20 protein-coding genes and 1 pseudogene are annotated in these 20,595 nt (G+C 68.3%); 13 read left to right on the top strand and 8 right to left on the bottom strand.

What is annotated here, in order from left to right; all coding sequences use genetic code 11:
- Window positions 1-305 precede the first annotated feature (305 nt).
- Genes AX744_RS01615 through AX744_RS01625 form a run of 3 tightly spaced genes read right to left on the bottom strand, consistent with a single transcriptional unit; the run spans window position 306 to window position 4,190 of the window.
- Complete coding sequence (locus tag AX744_RS01615) at window positions 306-1,295, bottom strand: NUDIX hydrolase (protein ID WP_061015210.1); 990 nt, start codon at window positions 1,293-1,295, stop codon at window positions 306-308.
- Window positions 1,292-3,457, bottom strand: a complete 2,166-nt coding sequence (locus AX744_RS01620; protein WP_046746479.1) for an RNA degradosome polyphosphate kinase — start codon at window positions 3,455-3,457, stop codon at window positions 1,292-1,294. The genes AX744_RS01615 and AX744_RS01620 overlap by 4 nt, the downstream gene beginning before the upstream one ends.
- Window positions 3,458-3,506: 49 nt before the next feature.
- Entirely contained in the window at window positions 3,507-4,190 is a 684-nt protein-coding gene (locus AX744_RS01625; protein ID WP_046746480.1) for a winged helix-turn-helix transcriptional regulator, read from the bottom strand.
- A 71-nt stretch (window positions 4,191-4,261) separates the two neighbouring features.
- On the opposite strand from AX744_RS01625, the gene AX744_RS01630 reads away from it, so the two are divergent.
- The 3 genes from AX744_RS01630 (at window position 4,262) to ygfZ (ending at window position 6,459) form a co-directional block, all read left to right on the top strand.
- Window positions 4,262-4,552, top strand: coding sequence for a hypothetical protein (locus AX744_RS01630; RefSeq protein WP_061015211.1), 291 nt, complete (start codon window positions 4,262-4,264; stop codon window positions 4,550-4,552).
- A 172-nt stretch (window positions 4,553-4,724) separates the two neighbouring features.
- Window positions 4,725-5,327 (top strand): FABP family protein, encoded by a 603-nt coding sequence (locus AX744_RS01635; protein ID WP_058630984.1) that lies wholly within the window; start codon window positions 4,725-4,727, stop codon window positions 5,325-5,327.
- Window position 5,328: 1 nt separating this feature from the next.
- On the top strand, window positions 5,329-6,459 hold the full coding sequence (gene ygfZ, locus AX744_RS01640) for a CAF17-like 4Fe-4S cluster assembly/insertion protein YgfZ (protein WP_174799757.1): 1,131 nt from the start codon (window positions 5,329-5,331) through the stop codon (window positions 6,457-6,459).
- A gap of 21 nt (window positions 6,460-6,480) precedes the next feature.
- Here ygfZ and AX744_RS01645 read toward each other — a convergent pair whose 3' ends face one another.
- Entirely contained in the window at window positions 6,481-7,308 is an 828-nt protein-coding gene (locus AX744_RS01645; RefSeq protein WP_061015212.1) for a class I SAM-dependent methyltransferase, read from the bottom strand.
- Between the two features lie 59 nt (window positions 7,309-7,367).
- Between AX744_RS01645 and AX744_RS01650 the strand changes: the two genes are divergently transcribed.
- Window positions 7,368-8,117: a phosphoglyceromutase gene (locus AX744_RS01650; protein ID WP_046746485.1), complete on the top strand. Its 750-nt coding sequence runs from the start codon at window positions 7,368-7,370 to the stop codon at window positions 8,115-8,117.
- 72 nt (window positions 8,118-8,189) lie between these two features.
- Here AX744_RS01650 and phoU read toward each other — a convergent pair whose 3' ends face one another.
- On the bottom strand, window positions 8,190-8,900 hold the full coding sequence (gene phoU, locus AX744_RS01655) for a phosphate signaling complex protein PhoU (protein WP_046746522.1): 711 nt from the start codon (window positions 8,898-8,900) through the stop codon (window positions 8,190-8,192).
- 216 nt (window positions 8,901-9,116) lie between these two features.
- Here phoU and AX744_RS01660 point away from each other — a divergent pair, with 216 nt between their 5' ends.
- Together AX744_RS01660 and AX744_RS01665 are read left to right on the top strand one after the other, a co-directional pair.
- On the top strand, window positions 9,117-10,340 hold the full coding sequence (locus AX744_RS01660) for a sensor histidine kinase (RefSeq protein WP_046746523.1): 1,224 nt from the start codon (window positions 9,117-9,119) through the stop codon (window positions 10,338-10,340).
- Window positions 10,337-11,020: a response regulator transcription factor gene (locus tag AX744_RS01665; protein ID WP_045263359.1), complete on the top strand. Its 684-nt coding sequence runs from the start codon at window positions 10,337-10,339 to the stop codon at window positions 11,018-11,020. The genes AX744_RS01660 and AX744_RS01665 overlap by 4 nt, the downstream gene beginning before the upstream one ends.
- 88 nt (window positions 11,021-11,108) lie before the next feature.
- On the opposite strand, the gene AX744_RS01670 is transcribed toward AX744_RS01665, so the two are convergent.
- On the bottom strand, window positions 11,109-11,642 hold the full coding sequence (locus tag AX744_RS01670; protein WP_061015213.1) for a hypothetical protein: 534 nt from the start codon (window positions 11,640-11,642) through the stop codon (window positions 11,109-11,111).
- 137 nt (window positions 11,643-11,779) lie between these two features.
- Between AX744_RS01670 and AX744_RS01675 the strand changes: the two genes are divergently transcribed.
- The 6 genes from AX744_RS01675 to AX744_RS01700 all read left to right on the top strand — a co-directional run bounded on the left by AX744_RS01675 (window position 11,780) and on the right by AX744_RS01700 (window position 17,321).
- Window positions 11,780-12,262 (top strand): CarD family transcriptional regulator, encoded by a 483-nt coding sequence (locus AX744_RS01675; protein ID WP_017201416.1) that lies wholly within the window; start codon window positions 11,780-11,782, stop codon window positions 12,260-12,262.
- 69 nt (window positions 12,263-12,331) lie between these two features.
- A complete protein-coding gene (locus AX744_RS01680; protein ID WP_061015214.1) occupies window positions 12,332-13,513 on the top strand; it encodes a bifunctional 2-C-methyl-D-erythritol 4-phosphate cytidylyltransferase/2-C-methyl-D-erythritol 2,4-cyclodiphosphate synthase in 1,182 nt (393 codons plus the stop codon).
- A 69-nt stretch (window positions 13,514-13,582) separates the two neighbouring features.
- Window positions 13,583-14,173: a short chain dehydrogenase gene (locus AX744_RS01685; RefSeq protein ID WP_061015215.1), complete on the top strand. Its 591-nt coding sequence runs from the start codon at window positions 13,583-13,585 to the stop codon at window positions 14,171-14,173.
- 71 nt (window positions 14,174-14,244) lie between these two features.
- On the top strand, window positions 14,245-15,645 hold the full coding sequence (cysS, locus tag AX744_RS01690) for a cysteine--tRNA ligase (protein WP_058630989.1): 1,401 nt from the start codon (window positions 14,245-14,247) through the stop codon (window positions 15,643-15,645).
- A complete protein-coding gene (rlmB, locus tag AX744_RS01695; RefSeq protein ID WP_058630990.1) occupies window positions 15,638-16,642 on the top strand; it encodes a 23S rRNA (guanosine(2251)-2'-O)-methyltransferase RlmB in 1,005 nt (334 codons plus the stop codon). Before cysS ends, rlmB begins: the two co-directional genes overlap by 8 nt.
- 37 nt (window positions 16,643-16,679) lie before the next feature.
- Window positions 16,680-17,321 carry an NAD(P)-dependent oxidoreductase gene (locus tag AX744_RS01700; RefSeq protein ID WP_046746529.1) on the top strand — a complete coding sequence of 214 codons (642 nt, stop codon included), beginning with the start codon at window positions 16,680-16,682 and terminating at the stop codon, window positions 17,319-17,321.
- Between the two features lie 26 nt (window positions 17,322-17,347).
- Here AX744_RS01700 and AX744_RS01705 read toward each other — a convergent pair whose 3' ends face one another.
- Window positions 17,348-18,652 carry a DUF4032 domain-containing protein gene (locus tag AX744_RS01705; protein ID WP_046746530.1) on the bottom strand — a complete coding sequence of 435 codons (1,305 nt, stop codon included), beginning with the start codon at window positions 18,650-18,652 and terminating at the stop codon, window positions 17,348-17,350.
- Between the two features lie 84 nt (window positions 18,653-18,736).
- Window positions 18,737-19,840 carry an ABC transporter ATP-binding protein gene (locus AX744_RS01710; protein ID WP_046746531.1) on the bottom strand — a complete coding sequence of 368 codons (1,104 nt, stop codon included), beginning with the start codon at window positions 19,838-19,840 and terminating at the stop codon, window positions 18,737-18,739.
- Window positions 19,841-20,070: 230 nt separating this feature from the next.
- Between AX744_RS01710 and AX744_RS01715 the strand changes: the two are divergent.
- A pseudogene (locus tag AX744_RS01715) lies at window positions 20,071-20,595 on the top strand (protein-disulfide isomerase); the annotation flags it as partial.

Raw genomic sequence — 20,595 nt, forward strand, 5'->3', positions numbered from 1 at the left:
CCGCTGACCGCTGCGCTGTCGGAGGTGGGAGCGTCGGTGGAACCGGTGCCTGCTTCGTTCGCGGCACAGCCGGCGAGTGCGAGAGCGGCGACGGCGCCAATGGCGCCGATTCGTGCGATTCGGGAGATCTTCACTGTGGATCCTTCGATCTGGAATGGGTGGGGCCCGGTGCAGGGCACACAGTGACGCTATGGGCGACGGTTAACGAGACTCTCCCGAGCAGGTGAACGGCAGGTGAACGGCGGGCGACTCTCTGGGGGTCTCCCGCGGGATTCCGGGCCTGGGCCGTTGAGCCTGTCGAAGCGTCAGACCTTGGGGACGTGCGTCTCGATCGCGATGATCCCGGATCCGGGGTTGGTCGCAGAGAGATGCACGACCGAGAACGCCGCCGGTTCGAGGTCCGACGCACTGCTGAGATACGACCCTTGGATGGTGCCGGTCGCCAGCGCGATCTCCGAGAGCAGGCCCGGCAGCACGGGGCCGTGACTGCACACCACGGCCGGCTTGCCTGCGCGGATCCGGCGGCCGACGACGGAACGCAGATCGGAGTCTCCGTCCTCCCAGGCGTCCTGGCTGATCTTCTCGGTCTTCACGATCTTGCGATCCAGCGCGCGCGCGAGCGGAGTGACCGTCTCGACGCAGCGCACCGCATCGCTCGACACGATCCGGCGCACGCCGAAGGCACGAAGCGGTCCGACGATCGACTTCGCCTGCTTCCGTCCGCGGTCGGTCAGGGGGCGGGAGGCATCGGATCCGTCCCACTCCGAGCGGGGAGTGGCCTTCGCATGGCGCAGCGCGATCACCGGGAACGTGCGCAGCACACCGTCGTCGACGAGCTTGGCGAAGAAGTCCAGGATCTCGAGATCGACCGGGTAGCTCAGGCGTGCGCGGGCCTTCTTCACGCTGACCCACTCGAGCGCGGCGATCTCCCGGTTCGGCACGAAGGTCGATTCGCGGATGGCCACGTCCGTCGCCTCCGCGGCCCAGTAGTGCACGACCTTCTGCTTCTGCGAGGCGAGCAGGTACCGGCTCACGCCGACCGAGACGCCCAGCGACACCCGGATGCCGGTCTCCTCGTGCACCTCGCGGACGGCGGTCTCGGCGAGCATCTCGCCGGGGTCGACCTTCCCCTTGGGCAGCGTGACGTCACGGTACTTGGTGCGGTGGATCAGCAGGATGCGCAGCTTGCCGTCGACCAGACGCCACACGACGGCGCCCGCCGCGTACACCGCCTTGTCCGTCCACTTCGCGCTCGTCGTCGTGTCGGCCGGGAGCTGCAGCTGCCGGCCGCTCATCGAACCGCCCGAGCCCGACGGCGCCGCTGGATCAACCCCATGGTCTTATCCTGCAGGTCGATCAGAGGCTTGCCGTCCGCATCCGTGGCGTGGCGCGTCCAGACTCCCTCAGGGCCGAGGTGCCACGACGAGGTGCCGTCGTCCATCGCCAGGTCGAAGAACGTGCTGAGCTCCTTGAGGTGGGCGGGGTCGGTGACGCGCACGAGGGCCTCGACACGACGGTCCAGGTTGCGGTGCATCATGTCGGCGCTGCCGATGTAGACCTGCGGGTCGCCGCCGTTCTCGAAGGCGAAGATACGCGAGTGCTCCAGGTAACGCCCGAGGATGCTGCGAACCGTGATGTTGTCGCTGATGCCGTCGAGGTCGGTGCGGAGACTGCAGATGCCGCGCACCCAGACGTCGACCTTCACTCCTGCCGCGCTCGCCCGGTAGAGAGCGTCGATGATCTCCTCGTCGACCATCGAGTTCACCTTGATGCGGATGTGCGCGGGGATGCCGGCCTCGGCGTTCTTGCGCTCCGCGTCGATCTGACGCACGAGCCCCTTGCGCAGGTGCAGAGGGGCGACCAGCAGGCGCTTGAACTTCTTCTCGATCGCGTAGCCGCTGAGTTCGTTGAACAGACGCGTCAGGTCTTTTCCGACCTGCGCATCCGCGGTGAACAGTCCGAAGTCCTCGTAGATGCGGCTGGTCTTCGGGTTGTAGTTGCCGGTGCCGACATGCGAGTAGTGCTGGAGCTTGCCGTCTTCCTCGCGGATCACGAGGGCGAGCTTGCAGTGCGTCTTGAGTCCGACCAGGCCGTACACCACGTGCACGCCGGCCTTCTCCAGCTTGCGGGCCCAGACGATGTTGTTCGCCTCATCGAATCGCGCCTTCACCTCGACGAGCGCGAGCACCTGCTTGCCCGCCTCGGCCGCGTCGATGAGCGCCTGCACGACGGGGCTGTCTCCGGAGGTGCGGTACAGCGTCTGCTTGATGGCGAGCACGTGCGGGTCGCGGGCGGCCTGCTCGAGGAACGCCTGCACGCTGGTGGTGAACGACTCGTACGGGTGGTGGACGAGCACGTCGGACTTGCGGATCGCTTTGAAGATGTCGGCCCGGGTGCTCGATCCCGCGGGCTGGAAGGCGACGGCGGTGGTGGGCAGGTGCGGCGGGTACCGCAGGTCGGGGCGGTCGATCCGCGACAGGTCGAAGAGTCCGCGCAGATCGAGCGGCCCTGGAAGGCGATAGACCTCCAGGTCGGTGATGTCGAGTTCCCGGACCAGCAGGTCCATGGTCACGTCGTCCATGTCGTCGGTGATCTCGAGCCGGATCGGAGGCCCGAACCGACGACGCAGCAGCTCGGCTTCGAGCGCCTGGATCAGGTTCTCGCTCTCGTCCTCCTCGATCTCCACGTCTTCGTTGCGGGTGAGACGGAACGCATGATGGTCGAGCACCTCCATGCCGGGGAAGAGGTCGCCGAGATGGTTGGCGATGAGCTCTTCGAGCCGCAGGAAGCGCTTGATCTCGCCGCCGCCCGGTACCTCGACGAAGCGGGGGAGCATGGGCGGCACCTTGAGACGCGCGAACTCCTGGCGCCCCGTGCGGGCGTTGCGGATGCGGATCGCGAGGTTCAGCGACAGACCGGAGATGTACGGGAACGGGTGGGCGGGATCCACGGCGAGGGGCATCAGCACCGGGAAGACCTGTGCGGAGAAGTACTCGGAGAGCGCCGTGCGCTCGTCGTCGGTCAGCTCCGACCAATCGGCGATCTCGATTCCGGATTCGGCGAGAGCGGGTCGCACCAGCGACGTCCATGCGTCGGCATGGCGCAGCTGCAGCGCGTGTGCCTCGCGCGAGATGTCGGCGAGGGCGTCGACGGGGGAGCGGCCGATGTTGGTGGGCACGGCGAGGCCGGTCATGATGCGTCGCTTGAGGCCAGCGACGCGCACCATGAAGAACTCGTCGAGGTTGCTCGCGAAGATCGCCAGGAAGTTGGCCCGCTCCAGTTCGGGGAGCGACGGATCCTCGGCGAGCTCCAGCACGCGCTGGTTGAAGGCGAGCCAGCTCAGCTCGCGATCCAGGTAGCGGTGGTCGGGGAGCTGGGCGTCGTAGGACTCGATGGCGTCGAAGTCGTCGTCTTCGGCATCACCCAGCCCGGCGTCGGCGAGTGCGGGATCGATCATGGGGTACATCTAAGCACCGAGAAGTGACACGCGTGTGAACGGAGTCGCCTCACCCCGCGCTGGCCAGACCTTCGTCTTCGTTGACGTTGAAGCGGTAGCCGACGTTGCGCACCGTTCCGATGATCTGCTCCTGATCGCCGAGCTTCGCCCTCAGTCGTCGCACGTGCACATCGACGGTGCGGGTGCCCCCGAAGTAGTCGTAACCCCAGACCTCGCTCAGCAGCTGCTCCCTGGTGAAGACGCGAGCCGGGTGGGTCGCCAGGAAATGCAGCAGCTGGAACTCCTTGTAGGTGAGGTCCAGAGGTCTGCCGCGCAGCTTCGCCGAGTAGGACTGCTCGTCGATGGTCACGCCGGATGCCTGCACGCGTGCGGGTTCGGCGACCTCGTCGCGTCGTGCCAGCACGAGACGCAGCCTGGCATCGATCTCCGCCGGACCCGCGGTGGAGAGGAGCACGTCATCGATGCCCCAGTCGCCGGAGAGGGCGCTCATCCCGCCCTCCGTGACGACGAGCAGCAGCGGGGAGTCCTGTCCTGCCGTCCGCAGCAGACGGCACAGCGACTTCGCCCCGACGAGGTCGTGACGGCCGTCGACGATCACGACATCATGATCGGGCGCACTGATCAATTGCGAGGGCTCTGCGGGGATCTGGCGCGTGCGGTGGCTCAACAGCTCGAGCGCGGGGAGCACCTGCTCGGAGAGCGGAGCGTTGGTCAGAACCAGGACCTGGGCCACACGCACTCCTCACAGACGCGGATCGACGTCGTGCCGCCATGATACCGGGAGCGATAGGTCACAATGGAGACATGACGGATCCCGCACTCGCACCGCGCAACGCGTTCGTCGGTGTGCTCGTCGTCTGGGCCACAGCCTTCCTCGCGACCGTCGTCATCGGCATCTTCGTGCCGGAGGAGTGGCGTGTGCCGTGGCTCCTCGTCGGCTTCGGCGGCGTCGTGCTCCTGTCGTTCGCCGTGCAGCTCTGGTACGGGCGGACTCAGGGGTTCATCTTCCGGGTGGCCGGCAGCGTGATCGGCTCTCTGCTGCTGATGGGGATCATCTCGGTCGGGTTCGGCCTCGCAGCGCTGATCCCGACCTGATTCCCGCCTGATCCCCGCCGGACGGCGGCGCGGCGCGGTAAGGTGGAGCACATGGACCTCATGGCGCTCGAAATCTTCTTCATCGGCCTGCTGGGCCTTGCGAGCCTCGCTATCGTCTTCGTCTCGGCGGTGGTGCTGCGCAACCTCTTCCGCGGCCAGCGCTGACTCGACGATGCTCGAGCTTCCCGTCGATCTTCCGGCCGATCTCGTCCCCTTCGCGTGGCTGATTGGCGTCTGGGAAGGCACCGGCGTCATCGACTATCCGGTCGGCGACGAGCGTCTGCAGGGAGAGTTCACGCACCGGGTCAGCTTCAGCCATGACGGCGGTCCTTTCCTGAACTACTCCGGAACGGCCACCCTTCTGACCGAGGAGGGTGCTCCGGCGGCCGCACTGCTCGCCGAGACCGGATTCTGGCGACTCGCGCGTCCGGCGGCAGCGGCTGATCCCGGCCCCGCGCTGTTGCCTCCCACCGCGCCGGCCGTGACCCGCACAGTCGACGACGTGGAGGAGTTGCGCGCTCCGAGCGGCGGATTCCCGATCGAGGTCTCTCTCGCACACGCCGACGGTGCCCTCGAGCTCTACATCGGCGAGATCAACGGGCCGCGCATCGACATCGGCTCCGATGCCGTCGTGCGCAGCGCCGGCGCGAAGGTCCACACCGCCTCTTCCCGCATGTACGGCCTCGTCGACGGTCATCTGCTGTGGGCGTGGGACATCGCCGCCCTCGGCACGCCTTTGCGCTCGCATGCATCGGCCCGGTTGGCCAAGGTCTGACGTGTCCGCCTTCCACCAGGTCGACGGTGCGGTCTCCGACGGCGAGGTCATCACTCATTTCGGTGATGCCTTCCGTGAGCAGCGGCGTCTCGCCGACGGCGCGGCCCTTGCGCCGCTCGGGGATCGCACGGTCATCGAGGTGGCGGGCCCCGAGCGCCTCACCTGGCTCGACTCGATCACCTCGCAGTCGGTGGGGCGTCTCGCGCCAGGAGACAGCACGGAGCTGCTGATCCTCGACCCGCAGGGTCGCGTCGAGCACGCCGCCGGAATCCTCGACGACGGCTCATCGGCGTGGTTGATCGCCGACAGCGGCGATGCGGAAGCGCTCGCCGCCTGGCTGACGCGCATGAAGTTCCGTACCCAGGCGACGGTCGAGGTGCGCTCCGATCTCGAGCTGGTCGGCTACATCGACGGCGGGACCGTCGGAGCGAGAATCACCGCTGCCGCGTTCGCCCCGAACGGCGTCGCCCTCGTCTGGGCAGACCCGTGGCAGCGCATCAGCGTCGGAGGTCATCAGTACGCGGAGGTCGCAGAGCATCCTGCCACCGATTTCGCCTGGCGGGTGGCCGTCGTCACGGAGGAATCCGCTCGTGCTCTCGCCGGTTCCCTCGATCGGGAAGCCCTCGCAGGGACTCTTGCGGCCGAGGCGCTGCGGGTCGCGGCGTGGCGTCCTCGGTGGACGACCGAGGTGGACGAGCGCTCGCTGCCCCACGAGTCCGACTGGATCCGCAGCGCGGTCCACCTGAACAAGGGCTGCTACCGCGGCCAGGAGACCGTCGCCAAGGTGCACAACCTCGGGCATCCGCCTCGACGGCTGGCCGCACTCCACCTCGATGGCAGCGATGCCGTCCTGCCGGAGCCTGGTGCGCCGGTCTTCGCGGGCGATGACGAGGTCGGCCACCTGACCTCCGTGGCCCGGCACCACGAAGACGGCCCGATCGCGCTCGCGATCCTCTCCCGGCGCGCACCCGTCGGCGACCTCGTCGTGCGTGCGGAGGGCATCGACATCGCTGCGTCCCAGCAGGTGATCGTCCCGGCGGATGCCGGTTCCGTGGCCGACATCCCGCGCCTCACACGGCTGTCGCGACGACCGGCGGCGCCCGACCCGCGCGACGCACGCGACGCTGGCTGAGCCGACGTCGCCGGCGCGGAGTCAGTCCGCGCGCGGAGCGACGGCCTTCCATGGCAGCGTGAGCTCGCCCAGACGCCAGCGCGTGCGCCCACCGATCACGGGCCAACCCTGATCACGCAGTGAACCGACCGCGGCGAGGAAACGCTGCGTCGCTCCGAAGGTCGACAACGGCGCGGCACGGTCCCATTCGCGATCGAGGTCGACCAGGAGCCCGTGGATGCGCTCGCCGGCGACGTTCCGGTGGATCAGCGCCTTGGGCAGGCGTTCGGCGACGACGCTCGGGTGCTCGAGGTCCGCGAGCCGGAGCGAGAGCGTGAACCGCAGCGGGGTCGCCTGTGCATCGATGTCGATCCAGCTCGAGACGCGGCCGATCTCGTCGCAGGTGCCCTCGAACAGCAGGCCACCGGGCGCCAGCCGGGCGGCCATCCGTGACCAGGCGCCGGGGACATCCTGCTCGTCGTACTGGCGCAGCACGTTCATCGCGCGGATCACGGCTGCTCTGCGCCCATCGGGAAGCGGAACCTCGAAACCGCCGCGCGCGAACGTCACCGGAAGGTCGGACGCGAAGGAGGTTCGGCCCGCGCGCACCTCGTCGAGCTGCGCATCGGCCGTCGCGACGCGGGCGGGGTCGATCTCCAGTCCGCGCACCTCCACGTCGTCACGCACCCGGACCAGGCGCGTGGCGAGCTCGAAGGCCGTGACCCCGCTGGCGCCGTAGCCGAGGTCGACGACCAACGGGTCGGATGCTCGGCGCAGCGCCTCACTCGCGGCGATCCAGCGGTCGTTTCGCCGAAGGCGGTTCGTCCCCGTGGTGCCGCGGGTCGGCCGACCGAGGGGAGATGACGCCATGTCTCCATCCTCCCAGCATCCGACTCGGGTGCTCAGCCCCGGACGGATAAACTGACGGCATGACTGCGACGCGCACCCTTATCCTGCTCCGCCACGGCCGGAGCGAGTGGAACGAACTGAACCTGTTCACCGGTTGGGTGGACGTCCGCCTCAATGCGCAGGGCGAGAAGGAGGCACGCCGCGGCGGCGAGCTGCTGGCGGAGTCCGGCATCCTCCCCGACGTGCTGCACACCTCGCTGCTGAGCCGTGCCATCCAGACGGCGAACATCGCCCTGGATGCCGCCGACCGTCTGTGGATCCCGGTGACGCGCTCCTGGCGCCTGAACGAGCGTCACTATGGCGCGCTGCAGGGCAAGGACAAGGCACAGACGCTGGAAGAGTTCGGCCCGGAGCAGTTCCAGCTGTGGCGTCGTTCGTTCGATGTGCCGCCGCCCGTGCTCGACGACGAGAGCGAGTTCAGCCAGGTGAACGACGTCCGTTACGCGCACATCGACGGCGAGGTGCCGCGCACCGAGTCGCTCAAGCTCGTCATCGACCGCCTGCTGCCCTACTGGGAGAGCGCGATCGTCCCCGACCTCGAAGCCGGCAAGACGGTGCTCGTGACGGCGCACGGCAACTCGCTGCGTGGTCTCGTCAAGCACCTCGAGGGCATCAGCGACGACGACATCGCCGAGCTGAACATCCCGACCGGCATCCCGCTGGTGTACGAGCTGGACGAGAACAACGTCCCCACCGGCCCCGGCCGCTACCTCGACCCCGAGGCCGCCGCCGCCGGTGCAGCCGCCGTCGCGGCGCAGGGCAAGAAGTAGAAGCCCTCTGCGGATACGACAGAGCCCCCGATGCCATCGCATCGGGGGCTCCGTCGTATCCGCGAGTGGGTGTCAGGCGTGGCCGAACTCCTGCTGACCGAGCTCCTGCTGCTCGACGGCGAGCGGGATGTCGTGCTCCTCGACCGCCCAGTCGCCCGTGGCGAGGTAGACGACCTTCTTCGCGACGGCCACCGCGTGGTCGGCGAAGCGCTCGTGGTACCGGCTGGCGAGCGTGGCATCGACGGTGGCCGTGGCCTCGCCCTTCCAGTTGTCGCTGAGCACCTTCTCGAAGACGGTGGCGTGCAGCTCATCGACGTCGTCATCGGCGTTGCGGATGGCGTCGGCGAAACGCAGGTCCTGCGTGCGCAGCAGTTCGGACAGGGTGCGGGCCACCTCGACGTCGAGCTCGCCCATCTTCACGAACGTGCCCTTGAGGCCCTTCGGAATGGCGCGCTCGGGGAAGCGGAGGCGGGCGAGCTGGGCGATGTGCTCCGACATGTCGCCCATGCGCTCGAGCGAGGCGCTCACGCGCAATGCAGTGACGACGATGCGGAGGTCGCGGGCGACCGGCTGCTGGCGCGCGAGGATCTCGATGGCCTGCTCGTCGAGGGCCACGGCCAGCTCGTCGATCTTCGCGTCGTCGGCGATGACCTCTTCGGCCAAAGCCACGTCGCTCGTCGCGAACGCCCTGGTGGCCTTGTCGATGGACACCGTGACGAGGTCGGCGATCTCGACGAGGCGGTTCTGCAGGTCCTCGAGGGACTGGTGGAAGACTTCGCGCATGTTGGGGCGCAACCTTTCATTCGGATCTCGGCTGGATCAGCGCGAGGCGGCGGGTCGTCCGCACGAGAGCAGGTCTGTGCTCCCGCACAGGCCCGAAGCGATTGTCTGCTTCGAAGGTTAACGAACGGTGCCCAGCACGTGAATAGTACTTCTCCTGTTCCCGCCAGGGCGCGGAAACCCGCCGGACGGACGGTGAACGCACTCTACGCTGGAGTCATGACCCTGCCGCAGCTCGCGCTGTCTTCGCTCGCCATCGGGCTCGTGATCGGCGTCGGCCTGTCGCTCCTCGTGGTGTGGGCGTACCGAGCGCGGGCTCGAGTGCAGGAGGAGACGTCGCTGGCGATCCCCGCCGGCATCACCGACGTCCTGCACAGCATGGACGATGCGGCGGCGATCGTCGACGCCTCCGGTCTGGTGCTGGCCGCATCGCAGGCCGCGACGCGCTTCGGGATCGATGTCGGCTCGACTCTCGACAACCCGGAGCTCCGGCAGCTCGTCCGCGGCGTCAGAGAGGCCGGCGGCTCCGTCACCGAGTCGATGCGCATCACGCGCGGCGGGGTGAGTCTCGACCCCCGCCTGGTCTCGGCTCGGGCCAGCGTGATCGGCAGCCGCCTCGTCCTGCTGATCATCCGTGATGTCACGGAGCAGGAACGACTGGACCAGATGCGTCGCGACTTCGTGGCGAACACGAGCCACGAACTGAAGACGCCGGTCGGTGCGGTGAGCCTGCTCGCCGAGGCGATCGAGTCGGCGGCCGACGATCCCTCCCAGGTGCGCATCTTCGCCGCGCGCATCTCGGCGGAGGCGGGTCGTCTCGGTCAGCTCACCGGTCGCATCATGAGCCTGTCCCGGCTCCAGGCCGAGGACGGGCTGTCCACGGTGGGGCCGGTCGCGATCGACGAGGTGATCGCCTCCTCCATCGAGGCCCATGTCGTGCAGGCCGATTCCGCCGGTGTGGAACTCGCCAGGGGTGGAGACCGTGGTGTCTGGGTGCGCGGCGATGCGCAGATCCTGATCGAGGCGGTCGGCAACCTGATCGCCAACGCCATCGTCTACTCGCCGCGCGGCTCCCGAGTGGGCGTGGGCGTACGGGCGGAAGACGGTGTGGTCGAGATCGCGGTGTCGGATCAGGGCATCGGCATCGCGGAAGCAGATCGCGAGCGCATCTTCGAGCGGTTCTATCGGGCCGACGAAGCCCGATCGCGGCGCACGGGCGGCACGGGCCTCGGCCTGTCCATCGTCAAGCACGCCACCCAGCGTCACGGTGGCGAAGTGCGGCTGTGGTCCCGTCCCGGTCGCGGGTCCACGTTCACGATCCGGCTTCCTCGGATCGATGCCCCAGACAATCGCGACGCGGGCAAGAAGAACAAGAAGAAGCGCGCGCGCAAGGCGGCCAAGAACGCCGCGTCCGCCCGCGTGCGAAACGGAGAGAGAGCATGACCCGAATCCTTCTCGTCGAAGACGAGCCCGACCTCGCCGACCCGCTCGCCTACCTGCTCCGACGCGAGGGGTACGAGGTGGAGATCGCGGAGGACGGCCCCGGCGCACTCGCGGCCTTCCGGGAGCGCGGTGCCGACATCGTGCTGCTCGACCTGATGCTGCCGGGGATGCCGGGCACCGAAGTGTGTCGGCAGATCCGCTCGACCTCTGCTGTGCCGATCATCATGCTCACCGCCAAGGACTCCGAGGTCGACATCGTCGTCGGCCTCGAACTCGGAGCGGACGACTACATCACGAAGCCCTACTCGTCCCGGGAGCTGCTCGCCAGGATGCGGGCGGTGCTGCGCCGGGTGGTCCAGGCGGACGGTGAACTGGACGAGCGTGTGCTGGACGGTGGACGTGTGTCTCTCGACATCGACAGACACACCGTCTCCGTGGCAGGTGCGCAGATCAACATGCCGCTGAAGGAGTTCGAGCTGCTCGAGGTGCTGATGCGCAACTCGGGACGCGTCCTGACCAGGGGACAGCTCATCGACCGCGTGTGGGGGAGCGACTACTTCGGCGACACCAAGACGCTGGACGTGCACATCAAGCGCATCCGCTCGCGCATCGAGGAGAACCCGAGCGAGCCCGTCATGCTCGTCACGGTGCGTGGTCTGGGGTACCGCTTCGAGGGCTGAGCGTCCGATCGGTGGCGCATGCTGCCGGTGAGACGCAGAAGAGGCCGGTACCCCGAGGGGTGCCGGCCTCTTCTCGCTGCGTGCGGCGTCAGTTCGAGGGCGCCGGGGCTGCCGTATCGGCCGGCAGCGGGGTCGGCGACGATGTGGGTGCCTTCTCGCTGGGGACCAGATCCGAGTAGTAGGGGAGGGTGCCGTCGAGCACCGGCACCTGGGTCTTGACTCCGGTGGAATCTCCCGACTGGAAGTGGATCTCGACGGTAGCGCCGGGCTTGGTGTCGAGGCCCACGATGCGCACCGGGTCGGCGTCAGAGCCGAGGCTCACGGTGTCGTTCGCCGGGACCGTGACGGCGAAGGGGTCGACACCCTCGACGGTGACGGTGAGCGTCGCCTTCTCGTCGGTCGGGTTCACGATCGCGGCGACGAAGTTGCCGACCGAACCGTCCTCCGTGGCGACCACGAGGGCGTTGCGCACGTCGATGGGCCCGTCTTCGTCGGAGACGTTCACTCCGTCGGAGGCGGCGTACTCGGTCTTGGTGGACTGCGGGGTGATGAACGTGCACCCGGTCGCACCGAGCAGAACGAGGGCGCTGAGGGCTGCAGACGCAACAAGGCGCGATTTCACGGGTCCTCCTGAGGTCCGGCGGGGATATCCGGAACCATTCTATGCGTAAGTCGTGAGGGCTCCTGCGGCCCTGGGGGCGCGAACCTTAGCGCATGTCCCCTGTGGTATCCTTGAGGTTGCCGAAAGGACACGTTTTTATGCTTTTTGAGGTTGGCGAGACCGTCGTCTATCCCCACCATGGCGCTGCGACCATCATCGAGGTCAAGGAGCGCATCATCAAGGGTGAGGCGAAGAAATACCTGAAGCTCAACGTCACCCAGGGAGATCTCATCATCGAGGTCCCCGCGGAGAATGTCGACCTGGTCGGCGTTCGCGACGTGATCGGCAAGGAGGGCCTCGATCATGTTTTCGAGGTGCTGCGAGCACCCTTCACAGAAGAGCCGACGAACTGGTCGCGCCGGTACAAGGCGAACCTCGAGAAGCTCGCCTCCGGCGATGTGATCAAGGTCAGCGAGGTCGTGCGCGACCTGTGGCGCCGTGACCAGGACCGCGGTCTGTCCGCGGGTGAGAAGCGGATGCTGGCGAAGGCTCGCCAGATCCTCATCTCGGAGCTGGCGCTCGCCGAGAAGACCGACGAGGACAAGGCGGGCGCACTGCTCGACGAGGTTCTCGCTTCCTGAGCTCTTCCACGACGAAAGGCGGGTGCTTCGGCACCCGCCTTTCGTCGTCTCGGCCGGTAACGTGAAGCCGTGACCATCCTTCCCGTTCCACGCACAGCGATCATCGTCGTGGCCGCAGGCTCCGGCACCCGACTGGGGGCGAGCGCCCCGAAGGCCTTCGTCGGCGTCGACTCCCGTTCCGTGCTCCGCCATGCGCTCGACGGGGTGTTCGCCGCCGCGCCGGCCCAGGTCGTCGTGGTCGCCCCCGCAGGCTGGGAGGGCGACGCCGAGACCGAGCTGCGCGAAGCGGCGGGGGAGCGCGCCGACTTGGGGCGCGTGGTCACCGGCGGCGCGACCAGGCAGCAGTCGGTGGCCGCGGGTCTGAGCGCGCTCTGGGGCGACATCGAGACGGTGCTGGTGCATGACGCCGCACGTGCGCTCACCCCTCCCTCACAGATCGATGCCGTCGCAGAGGCTGTGGCCGCAGGGGTCGGCGTGATTCCGACGCTGCCCGTCGTCGACACGCTCAAGAGGGTCGTCGATGGAACCGTGGCGGCCGCCGTCGACCGTTCCGAGCTCGCAGCGGCGCAGACGCCACAGGGCTTTCCGCGGGCAGCGCTGGAGGTCGCCTACGCCGCCGCGCGTGAGAGCGGGGTCGAGTACACCGACGATGCGGCGCTGTTCGCGGCGACAGGCCGCCCCGTGCGGCACATCGACGGCTCCGAACGCGCGTTCAAGATCACCACGCCGGCCGACCTCGAGCGCGCGAGACACCTTCTGGGCTCGCACAACGCAGGCGCCGGCATCCCGCGGGTGGGCATCGGCACGGACGTTCACGCCTTCGGCGGCATGGGCGACCTCTGGCTCGCCGGTCTGGAGTGGCCAGGGGAGCAGCCTCTGTCCGGCCATTCGGATGGAGACGCGGTCGCCCATGCCATCGTCGATGCGCTCCTGGGAGCGGCGGGCATCGGCGACATCGGCGAGCACTTCGGCACCGCCCATCCCGAGTATGCGGGGGCCCATGCCGAGGTCTTCCTGGCCCGCACGCGCGAGCTGCTCCGGGAAGCCGGCTTCGCGGTCGGGAACGTCTCGGTCCAGTTCCAGGGGAACCGTCCGAAGTTCAGCCCGCGACGGTCGGAAGCCCAGGAGCTCCTCAGTGGGATCCTCGGCGCTCCGGTGTCCGTGACAGCCACCACGACTGACGGGCTGGGATTCGCCGGGCGGGCGGAGGGCATCGCGGTCACCGCGATCGCGACCGTCTTCCCGCTCTGACTCGGCGGGGGAATGCGCGGTCCGTGCGGATCGTTTCCTGTCGACGAGACCATCACAGAAGGAGCCGCAGTGAAGATCCTCATCATCGGAGCCAGTGGGAATGTCGGACGGGCGGCAGTCGGAGCGCTCGAAGGGCACGACATCGTGGCCGCCTCGCGGAGCGGTGATCCGTCGGTCGACGTGACGGACCCGACATCCATCGAGCGGCTCTTCGACGATGTGGGTCACGTGGATGCGGTCATCGCCGCTGTCGGCAGCGTCCCGTTCGCACCGCTGGCCGAGCTCGGGCGTGACGACTTCGAATCCGCGCTCCGTGGCAAGGTGCTGTCCCAGCTCGACATCGTCCGCATCGGTACGCGGTTCGTGCGTGACGGCGGCTCCTTCACCCTCACCTCCGGCATCCTGGCCCGCGAGCCGATCGCCACGGGTGCCGCGGCCTCGCTCGCGAACGGAGCGATCGAGGCGTTCGTGCTGGGCGCAGCCGCCGAGCTCCCGCGTGCGATCCGCATCAACGCCGTCAGCCCCTCAGTGCTCGAGGACGCGCCTTCCTACCATTCGTCGTTCCCCGGGTTCGTCCCGGTGTCCTCGTACCGGGTCGGCATGGCGTACGCGAAGAGCGCCCTCGGCGTGCAGACGGGGCAGATCTTCCCCGTGGACTGAGTTCGCCCGTCATGGATGACGCATTCGCACGCGCCCAGGCTCAGGAACGACGCTCCCGGTAAGCTTGAGCGGTGACAGTCCGCCTCTACGACACCCGCGCGCAGCAGTTGCGCGACTTCGTGCCTCTCGATCCTGAGAACATCACGATGTACGTGTGCGGACCCACCGTGCAGTCGGGCCCGCACATCGGGCACGTCAGAGCGGCCCTCAGCTTCGATCTCCTGCGGCGCTGGCTCGAGTACCGCCACGGTCGCGTGACGTTCGTCCGCAACGTGACGGACATCGATGACAAGGTGCTCGCCAACGCGACCGAGTCCGAGCCGTGGTGGGCGCTGGCCTACCGGATGGAGCGCGAGTTCACCGCTGCCTATGCGGGCGTGGGGATCCTCCCGCCGACCTACGAGCCCCGAGCCACGGCGTCGGTTCCGCAGATGCAGGAGCTCATCGCGCTGCTGATCGAGCGCGGCCACGCCTACCCTGCGCCGGACGGATCGGGGGACGTCTACTTCGACGTGCGCTCCTGGTCCGACTACGGCTCGCTCACCCATCAGTCGCTGGACGCGATGGAAGCGGCGGAGGACGCGGATCCCCGAGGCAAGCGGAATCCGCAGGACTTCGCGCTCTGGAAGGGGAGCAAGCCCGAGGAGCCGTCCGATGCGACCTGGGCATCGCCCTGGGGGACCGGCCGTCCCGGATGGCACATCGAATGCTCCGCGATGTCGAAGCGTTATCTCGGCGCGGAGTTCGACATCCACGGCGGCGGGCTCGATCTGCGTTTCCCCCATCACGAGAACGAGCTCGCGCAGTCGACCGCAGCAGGAGACGGCTTCGCCCGCTATTGGGTGCACAACGGCCTCGTGACCGTCGACGGGCAGAAGATGTCGAAGTCGCTCGGCAACTTCACGTTGGCCGCCGACGTCCTCGCCGCACACGAGCCGCTGGTGGTGCGCTACGCGCTCGCTTCGGCGCACTATCGTTCGAGTCTCGACCTCAGCGAGTCGTCGTGGGCGGAGGCGGAGGCCGCGCTCGGTCGCATCGCGACGTTCCAGCAGCGTGCCGCACGCGTTGCCGGAGGGGGCATCGGATTCTTCGTGTCGCAGAGTCTTCCCGAGGCCTTCGTGGCCGCGATGGATGATGATCTCGGGGTTCCGGAGGCGCTGGCTGTGCTGCACGAGACGGTGCGCGCGGGCAACTCGGCGCTCGATGCGGGGGAGACGGAAGCCGCGCTGCACGCTCTTCGGGCCGTGCTGGCGATGACCTCCGTCCTCGGTCTCACCGCCTCATCCGGCGCGAGGACTCACGCGTCGGAGTCTGTGCTGGACGCTCTCGTCCAGACGATGATCACCCAGCGCGCACAGGCACGCGCTGACAAGGACTGGGCGGCGGCCGATCGCATCCGAGATGCGATCGCCGCCGCAGGAATCACGCTGGAGGACACTCCGGCCGGAACTCATTGGAGTATCGATGGCTAAGCCAGGGCGCCCCGGCGCGAGCAAGGGAAACAAGAAGGGCCCGACCAAGGGCACCGGCGGACTCGGGCGCAAGGCGCTCGAGGGTCGCGGACCGACGCCGAAGGCGGAGGACCGCGCCTGGCACCCGGCGGGCAAGCGCAAGGCTGCGGCCGAGCGGTACGCCGCGGCGACCGGCGGCAAGGGGCGGCCGGGCGGCGGACGTCCCGGGGCTGGCGGCGGGAACCGCGCGTCCAAGGCCAAGGCAGGAGACGACACCGAGATCGTCACGGGTCGCAACTCGGTGCTCGAGGCACTGCGGGCGAAGATCCCGGCGACGGCCTTCTACATCGCGCAGCGCGTGGAGATGGACGACCGTGTGAAGGAGATGCTCTCGATCGCGACCCACCGCGGCATCCCCGTGCTCGAGGTCACGCGTCCCGAGCTCGACCGGATGGCCGGCTTCGACGGCGTGCACCAGGGCGTCGCGATCAAGGTGCCCCCGTACGAGTACGCGCACCCCCAGGATCTGCTCGAGCAGGTCATCGACCAGGGCCACGTGCCGCTGTTCGTGGCGCTCGACGGCATCACCGACCCCCGCAACCTCGGCGCGATCATCCGCTCCACGGCGGCGTTCGGCGGCCATGGCGTCATCCTTCCTCAGCGTCGCTCGGCGAGCGTCAACTCCGCGGCCTGGAAGACCAGCGCCGGAGCGGTCGCCCGCACCCCGGTGGCTCTCGCGAGCAACCTCACCACGCAGCTCAAGGAGTTCAAGAAGCAGGGTGTCTTCGTGCTCGGGCTCGACGGTGACGGCGACGTGTCGCTTCCGGAACTGCAGCTGGCCGATCGCCCCGTCGTGATCGTGGTCGGCTCCGAGGGCAAGGGGCTGTCCCGTCTCGTCTCCGAGACCTGCGACCAGATCGTCTCGATTCCGATCTCCGCGGCCACCGAGTCGCTGAACGCCGGCATCGCGACGTCCGTCGCGCTGTACCAGGTCGCGTCGCTCCGCGCCGCGAAGTGATTCCATCGCCACATACGTCTGACTAGGGGAGAACCGCATGGCTCGCATCGTCGTCCTCGGAGGAACCGGCTACGCCGGCCGTCACATCGTCGCCGAGGCGGTGTCGCGCGGTCATGCGGTCATCGCCCTGTCGCGCTCGGAACCGACGGATCCCGTCGCCGGCGCTGCGTATCTGCAGGGCACGGCGCTGGACCTCGACTCGTTGGCCCCGGCGCTCGACGGAGCGGATGCGGTGGTGTCCGCGCTGTCTCCTCGCGGCGACATGGAGAACAGGGTCCTGGAGGCGTTGAGCGGGCTCGCCGATCGACTCACCGGGACGGAGACGCGCCTGGGCGTGATCGGCGGTGCTGGGGGCAGTCTCGTCGCTCCCGGTGGGCCGCGTCTGTTCGATCAGGATTTCCCCGAGGAGTACAAGCACGAGGCGCAGGTCGGCATCGACTCGCTCGCACTGCTCGAAGCCACCGATCCGCGTCTGGACTGGTTCTTCGTGCACCCCGCCGAGGTTTTCGGTCCGTGGGCAGAGGGCGAGCGCACCGGACACTACCGTGACGGCGGCGATGTGATCGTCCGCGACGACGAGGGCAAGTCGTTCATCTCGGGGGCCGACTTCGCGGTCGCGGTGGTCGATGAGATCGAGCAGGGCAACCACCATCGCGAGCGGTTCACCGTCGGCTACTGAGTCGCGCCCCCGACGCCTCGGAGCGGTCAGACCAGATCGCGCCAGTCGACGTCATCATCGTCGTCGGCGGTCGGCGTCGCGCCCGTGATGACGGGAAGGCTCATCGTCTCGGTGGGCGGGCCCATGATCGTGGCCTCGTCGCGGCGATGGCGCAGCACCTCGTTGATGTAGCTGGTGAGCACCTCGGCGAGGGGGATGGAGCGTCCCTCCGCCTGGGACAGGTACCAGCGGTGCTCCAGCACCTGGTGGAAGACCTCGGCAGGCTCGAGCTTGGCCCTCAGCTCATAGGGGATCGCACGGACGACGGGCTCGAAGACACGGGTGAGCCATTCGTGGGCGTACATCTCCTCGTCCGCCCACTGCTTGGTCGAGCGGGCGCGGAACTCGTCGAGGTCGTTGAGCAGGCGACGGGCCTGGTTCTCCTCGACGTCGAGGCCTGTGAGGCGGATCAGGCGCCGCTGGTGATGCCCTGCGTCGACGACCTTCGGCTGGATCTCCACGACGGTGCCGTCGGCTGTCGTGGACATGGACATCTCGTCGATGTCGAAGCCGAGGGCGTTGAGGCGCTCGACCCGTTCCGTGATGCGCCACGTCTCGGCCGCGGAGAACGACTCCTGAGCGGTGAGCTCGGCCCACAGCGACCGGTACGACGACACGATGCCGTCCGCGATCGCCACGGCATCCACTCCGTGCTCCAGACGTCCACCGGCCGCGAGGTCCATGATCTCGCCGGCGATGTTGGTGCGGGCGAGGTCGAGGTCATACGCGCGCTGGCCGTCAGTGAGGCCCTCCTCGTGGAGCTCCCCGGTCTCCGCGTCGACGAGGTAGGCCGCGAACGCACCGGCATCGCGCCGGAAGAGGGTGTTCGACAGCGAGACGTCGCCCCAGTAGAAGCCGACGTTGTGCAGGCGCACCAGAAGCAGCGCGAGCGCGTCGACGAGACGGTTCGCGGTGTCAGGGCGCAGCACCCGCGTGAACAGCGCGCGATACGGCATCGAGAAGCGCAGGTGTGATGTGACCAGGGCGGCGGGGAGGGGGTCACCATGGGCATCGGTGCGGCCGGCGATCACGGCGACCCTGTCGACGCATGGCACATCGAGGCGCGCCAGGTTGCCGAGCATGTCGTATTCGCGCTGGGCCATCTCCGCAGTGGTCTCCTTGACGGCGACGACGCGACCGGAGAGATCGGCGAATCGCACGAGGTGGCGGGAGAGCCCCTTCGGGAGCGACACGATGTGCTCGGACGGCCACTTGGCGAGGGTGGTCGACCAGGGGAGCGCGAGCAGTCCCGGATCGATCTTGCTGGCGGTGATCCGCAGCGAGTCCTGCATGGTGCTCCCTGATGGCGGGCGGTTAGGAAAAAGAGACGCGGCGCAGGTGACCGAAGTCAGCCCGCGCCGCGTCTGTGGATCCGATCAGGCGGAGACGACCGGCTTGTCGTTCAGTCGCACGCCGGACTCGCTGTCGAACGCGTGCACGTGACCCGCGTTGGCAGCCAGCGTGACCGTCTCGCCGGCGTTCGGGTGGCTGCGGCCGTCGACACGGGCGACCAGGTCGGTGCGCTTGCCGTTGATGTCGGTGTGACCGTAGAGGTAGCCGTCTGCGCCGAGCTCCTCGACCAGGTCGACGACGACCGAGAGGCCCTTGCCGTCTGCCGGGCCGACGGTGATGTCCTCGGGGCGGACGCCGACCGTGACCTGCGAGCCGTTGGCGCGGCCGACGGTGTCGCGGTCGAGCGGCACGACCTCGGTGCCGAAGCGCACGCCGCCGTCGGCCAGGTCGGCCGAGAACAGGTTCATCGCGGGCGAGCCGATGAAGCCGGCGACGAAGACGTTCTCGGGCTTCTCGTACAGGTCGCGCGGCGAGCCGACCTGCTGGAGCAGACCGTCCTTGAGCACGGCGATACGGTCGCCCATGGTGAGCGCCTCGGTCTGGTCGTGCGTGACGTAGACCGTGGTGACGCCGAGGCGACGCTGCAGCGACGCGATCTGCGTACGGGTCTGGACGCGGAGCTTGGCGTCGAGGTTCGACAGCGGCTCGTCCATGAGGAAGACCTGGGGCTGACGGACGATCGCGCGGCCCATGGCCACACGCTGACGCTGACCACCCGAGAGCGCCTTCGGCTTGCGGGTCAGGTACTGCTCGAGGTCGAGGAGCTTGGCGGCCTCGAGGACGCGCGACGCACGCTCCTCCTTGCCGACGCCGGCGATCTTGAGCGCGAAGCCCATGTTCTCGGCGACGGTCATGTGCGGGTACAGCGCGTAGTTCTGGAAGACCATGGCGATGTCACGGTCCTTCGGCGGCACGTCGGTCACGTCGCGGTCACCGATGAGGATGCGGCCGGCGTTGACCTCTTCCAGGCCGGCGAGCATGCGGAGGGACGTCGACTTACCGCAACCGGAAGGTCCGACGAGGACGAGGAACTCGCCGTCACCGACCTCGAGGTTCAGCTTGTCGACGGCGGGACGGGTTCCACCGGGGTACAGGCGGGTGGCCTCGTCGAAAGTCACAGATGCCATTGTCGTTTCTCCTTCACCGGCAGGTACGTGCCGGACGATCCGTAGTGATGAAGCGGTGGGATGAGCCACCGTGACCCGTCTTTGGGTCGAAGTCAGTATGACATGAACAGCGGTACCTGGGTATTTCTCAGCCTCACTGGCTAGCATCGAACTCGGCCGCGCCCAGCGGCGATCGTCGCCGAGCGGCGGTCGGGGCCAACCCGGACCCCCTCAGACTCACAAGAGGAACGATGTCGAGCGACGAAACGCCGAACGTCCCCACACCTCGCAATTCTCGCGAGGCCGTGCGGGAGAAGGCTCAGAAAGTGCACGCCCAGCAGTCGAGGGCGCGCCTCATGCGACGGATCATCATCGGTGCCGTCGCGATCGTCGCCGTAGGGGCGATCGGCACTGCGGTGACCCTTGCGGTGTCAGCACAGGTGTCGAAGCCGAAGCTCACCCCCACCGGAATGGAGTCGGACGGCGTGGTCGTCACCGACATCACCGCCGTGGCGGGGTCCGATGAGGTGCCGGTATCGCCCTCGGAGGAGCCGTCCGATGCCGCAGCCCCGGTGGAGCCGACGCCCGAGGCCACGGCCTCCGAGAAGGTCGACATCCACGTCTACGTCGACTACCTCTCGCCGGACGCGGGCAAGTTCGAGCGGGCCAACGCCCGCCAGCTGGCCGGCTGGATCAGCGAGGGTGCGGTCACGGTCAGCTACCACCCGGTCGCTCTGCTCACCGCGAGCTCGAACGGCACGAAGTACTCGCTGCGG

This window comes from Microbacterium sp. CCH5-D1, from assembly GCF_001557335.1.
GTDB lineage: Bacteria > Actinomycetota > Actinomycetes > Actinomycetales > Microbacteriaceae > Microbacterium > Microbacterium oxydans.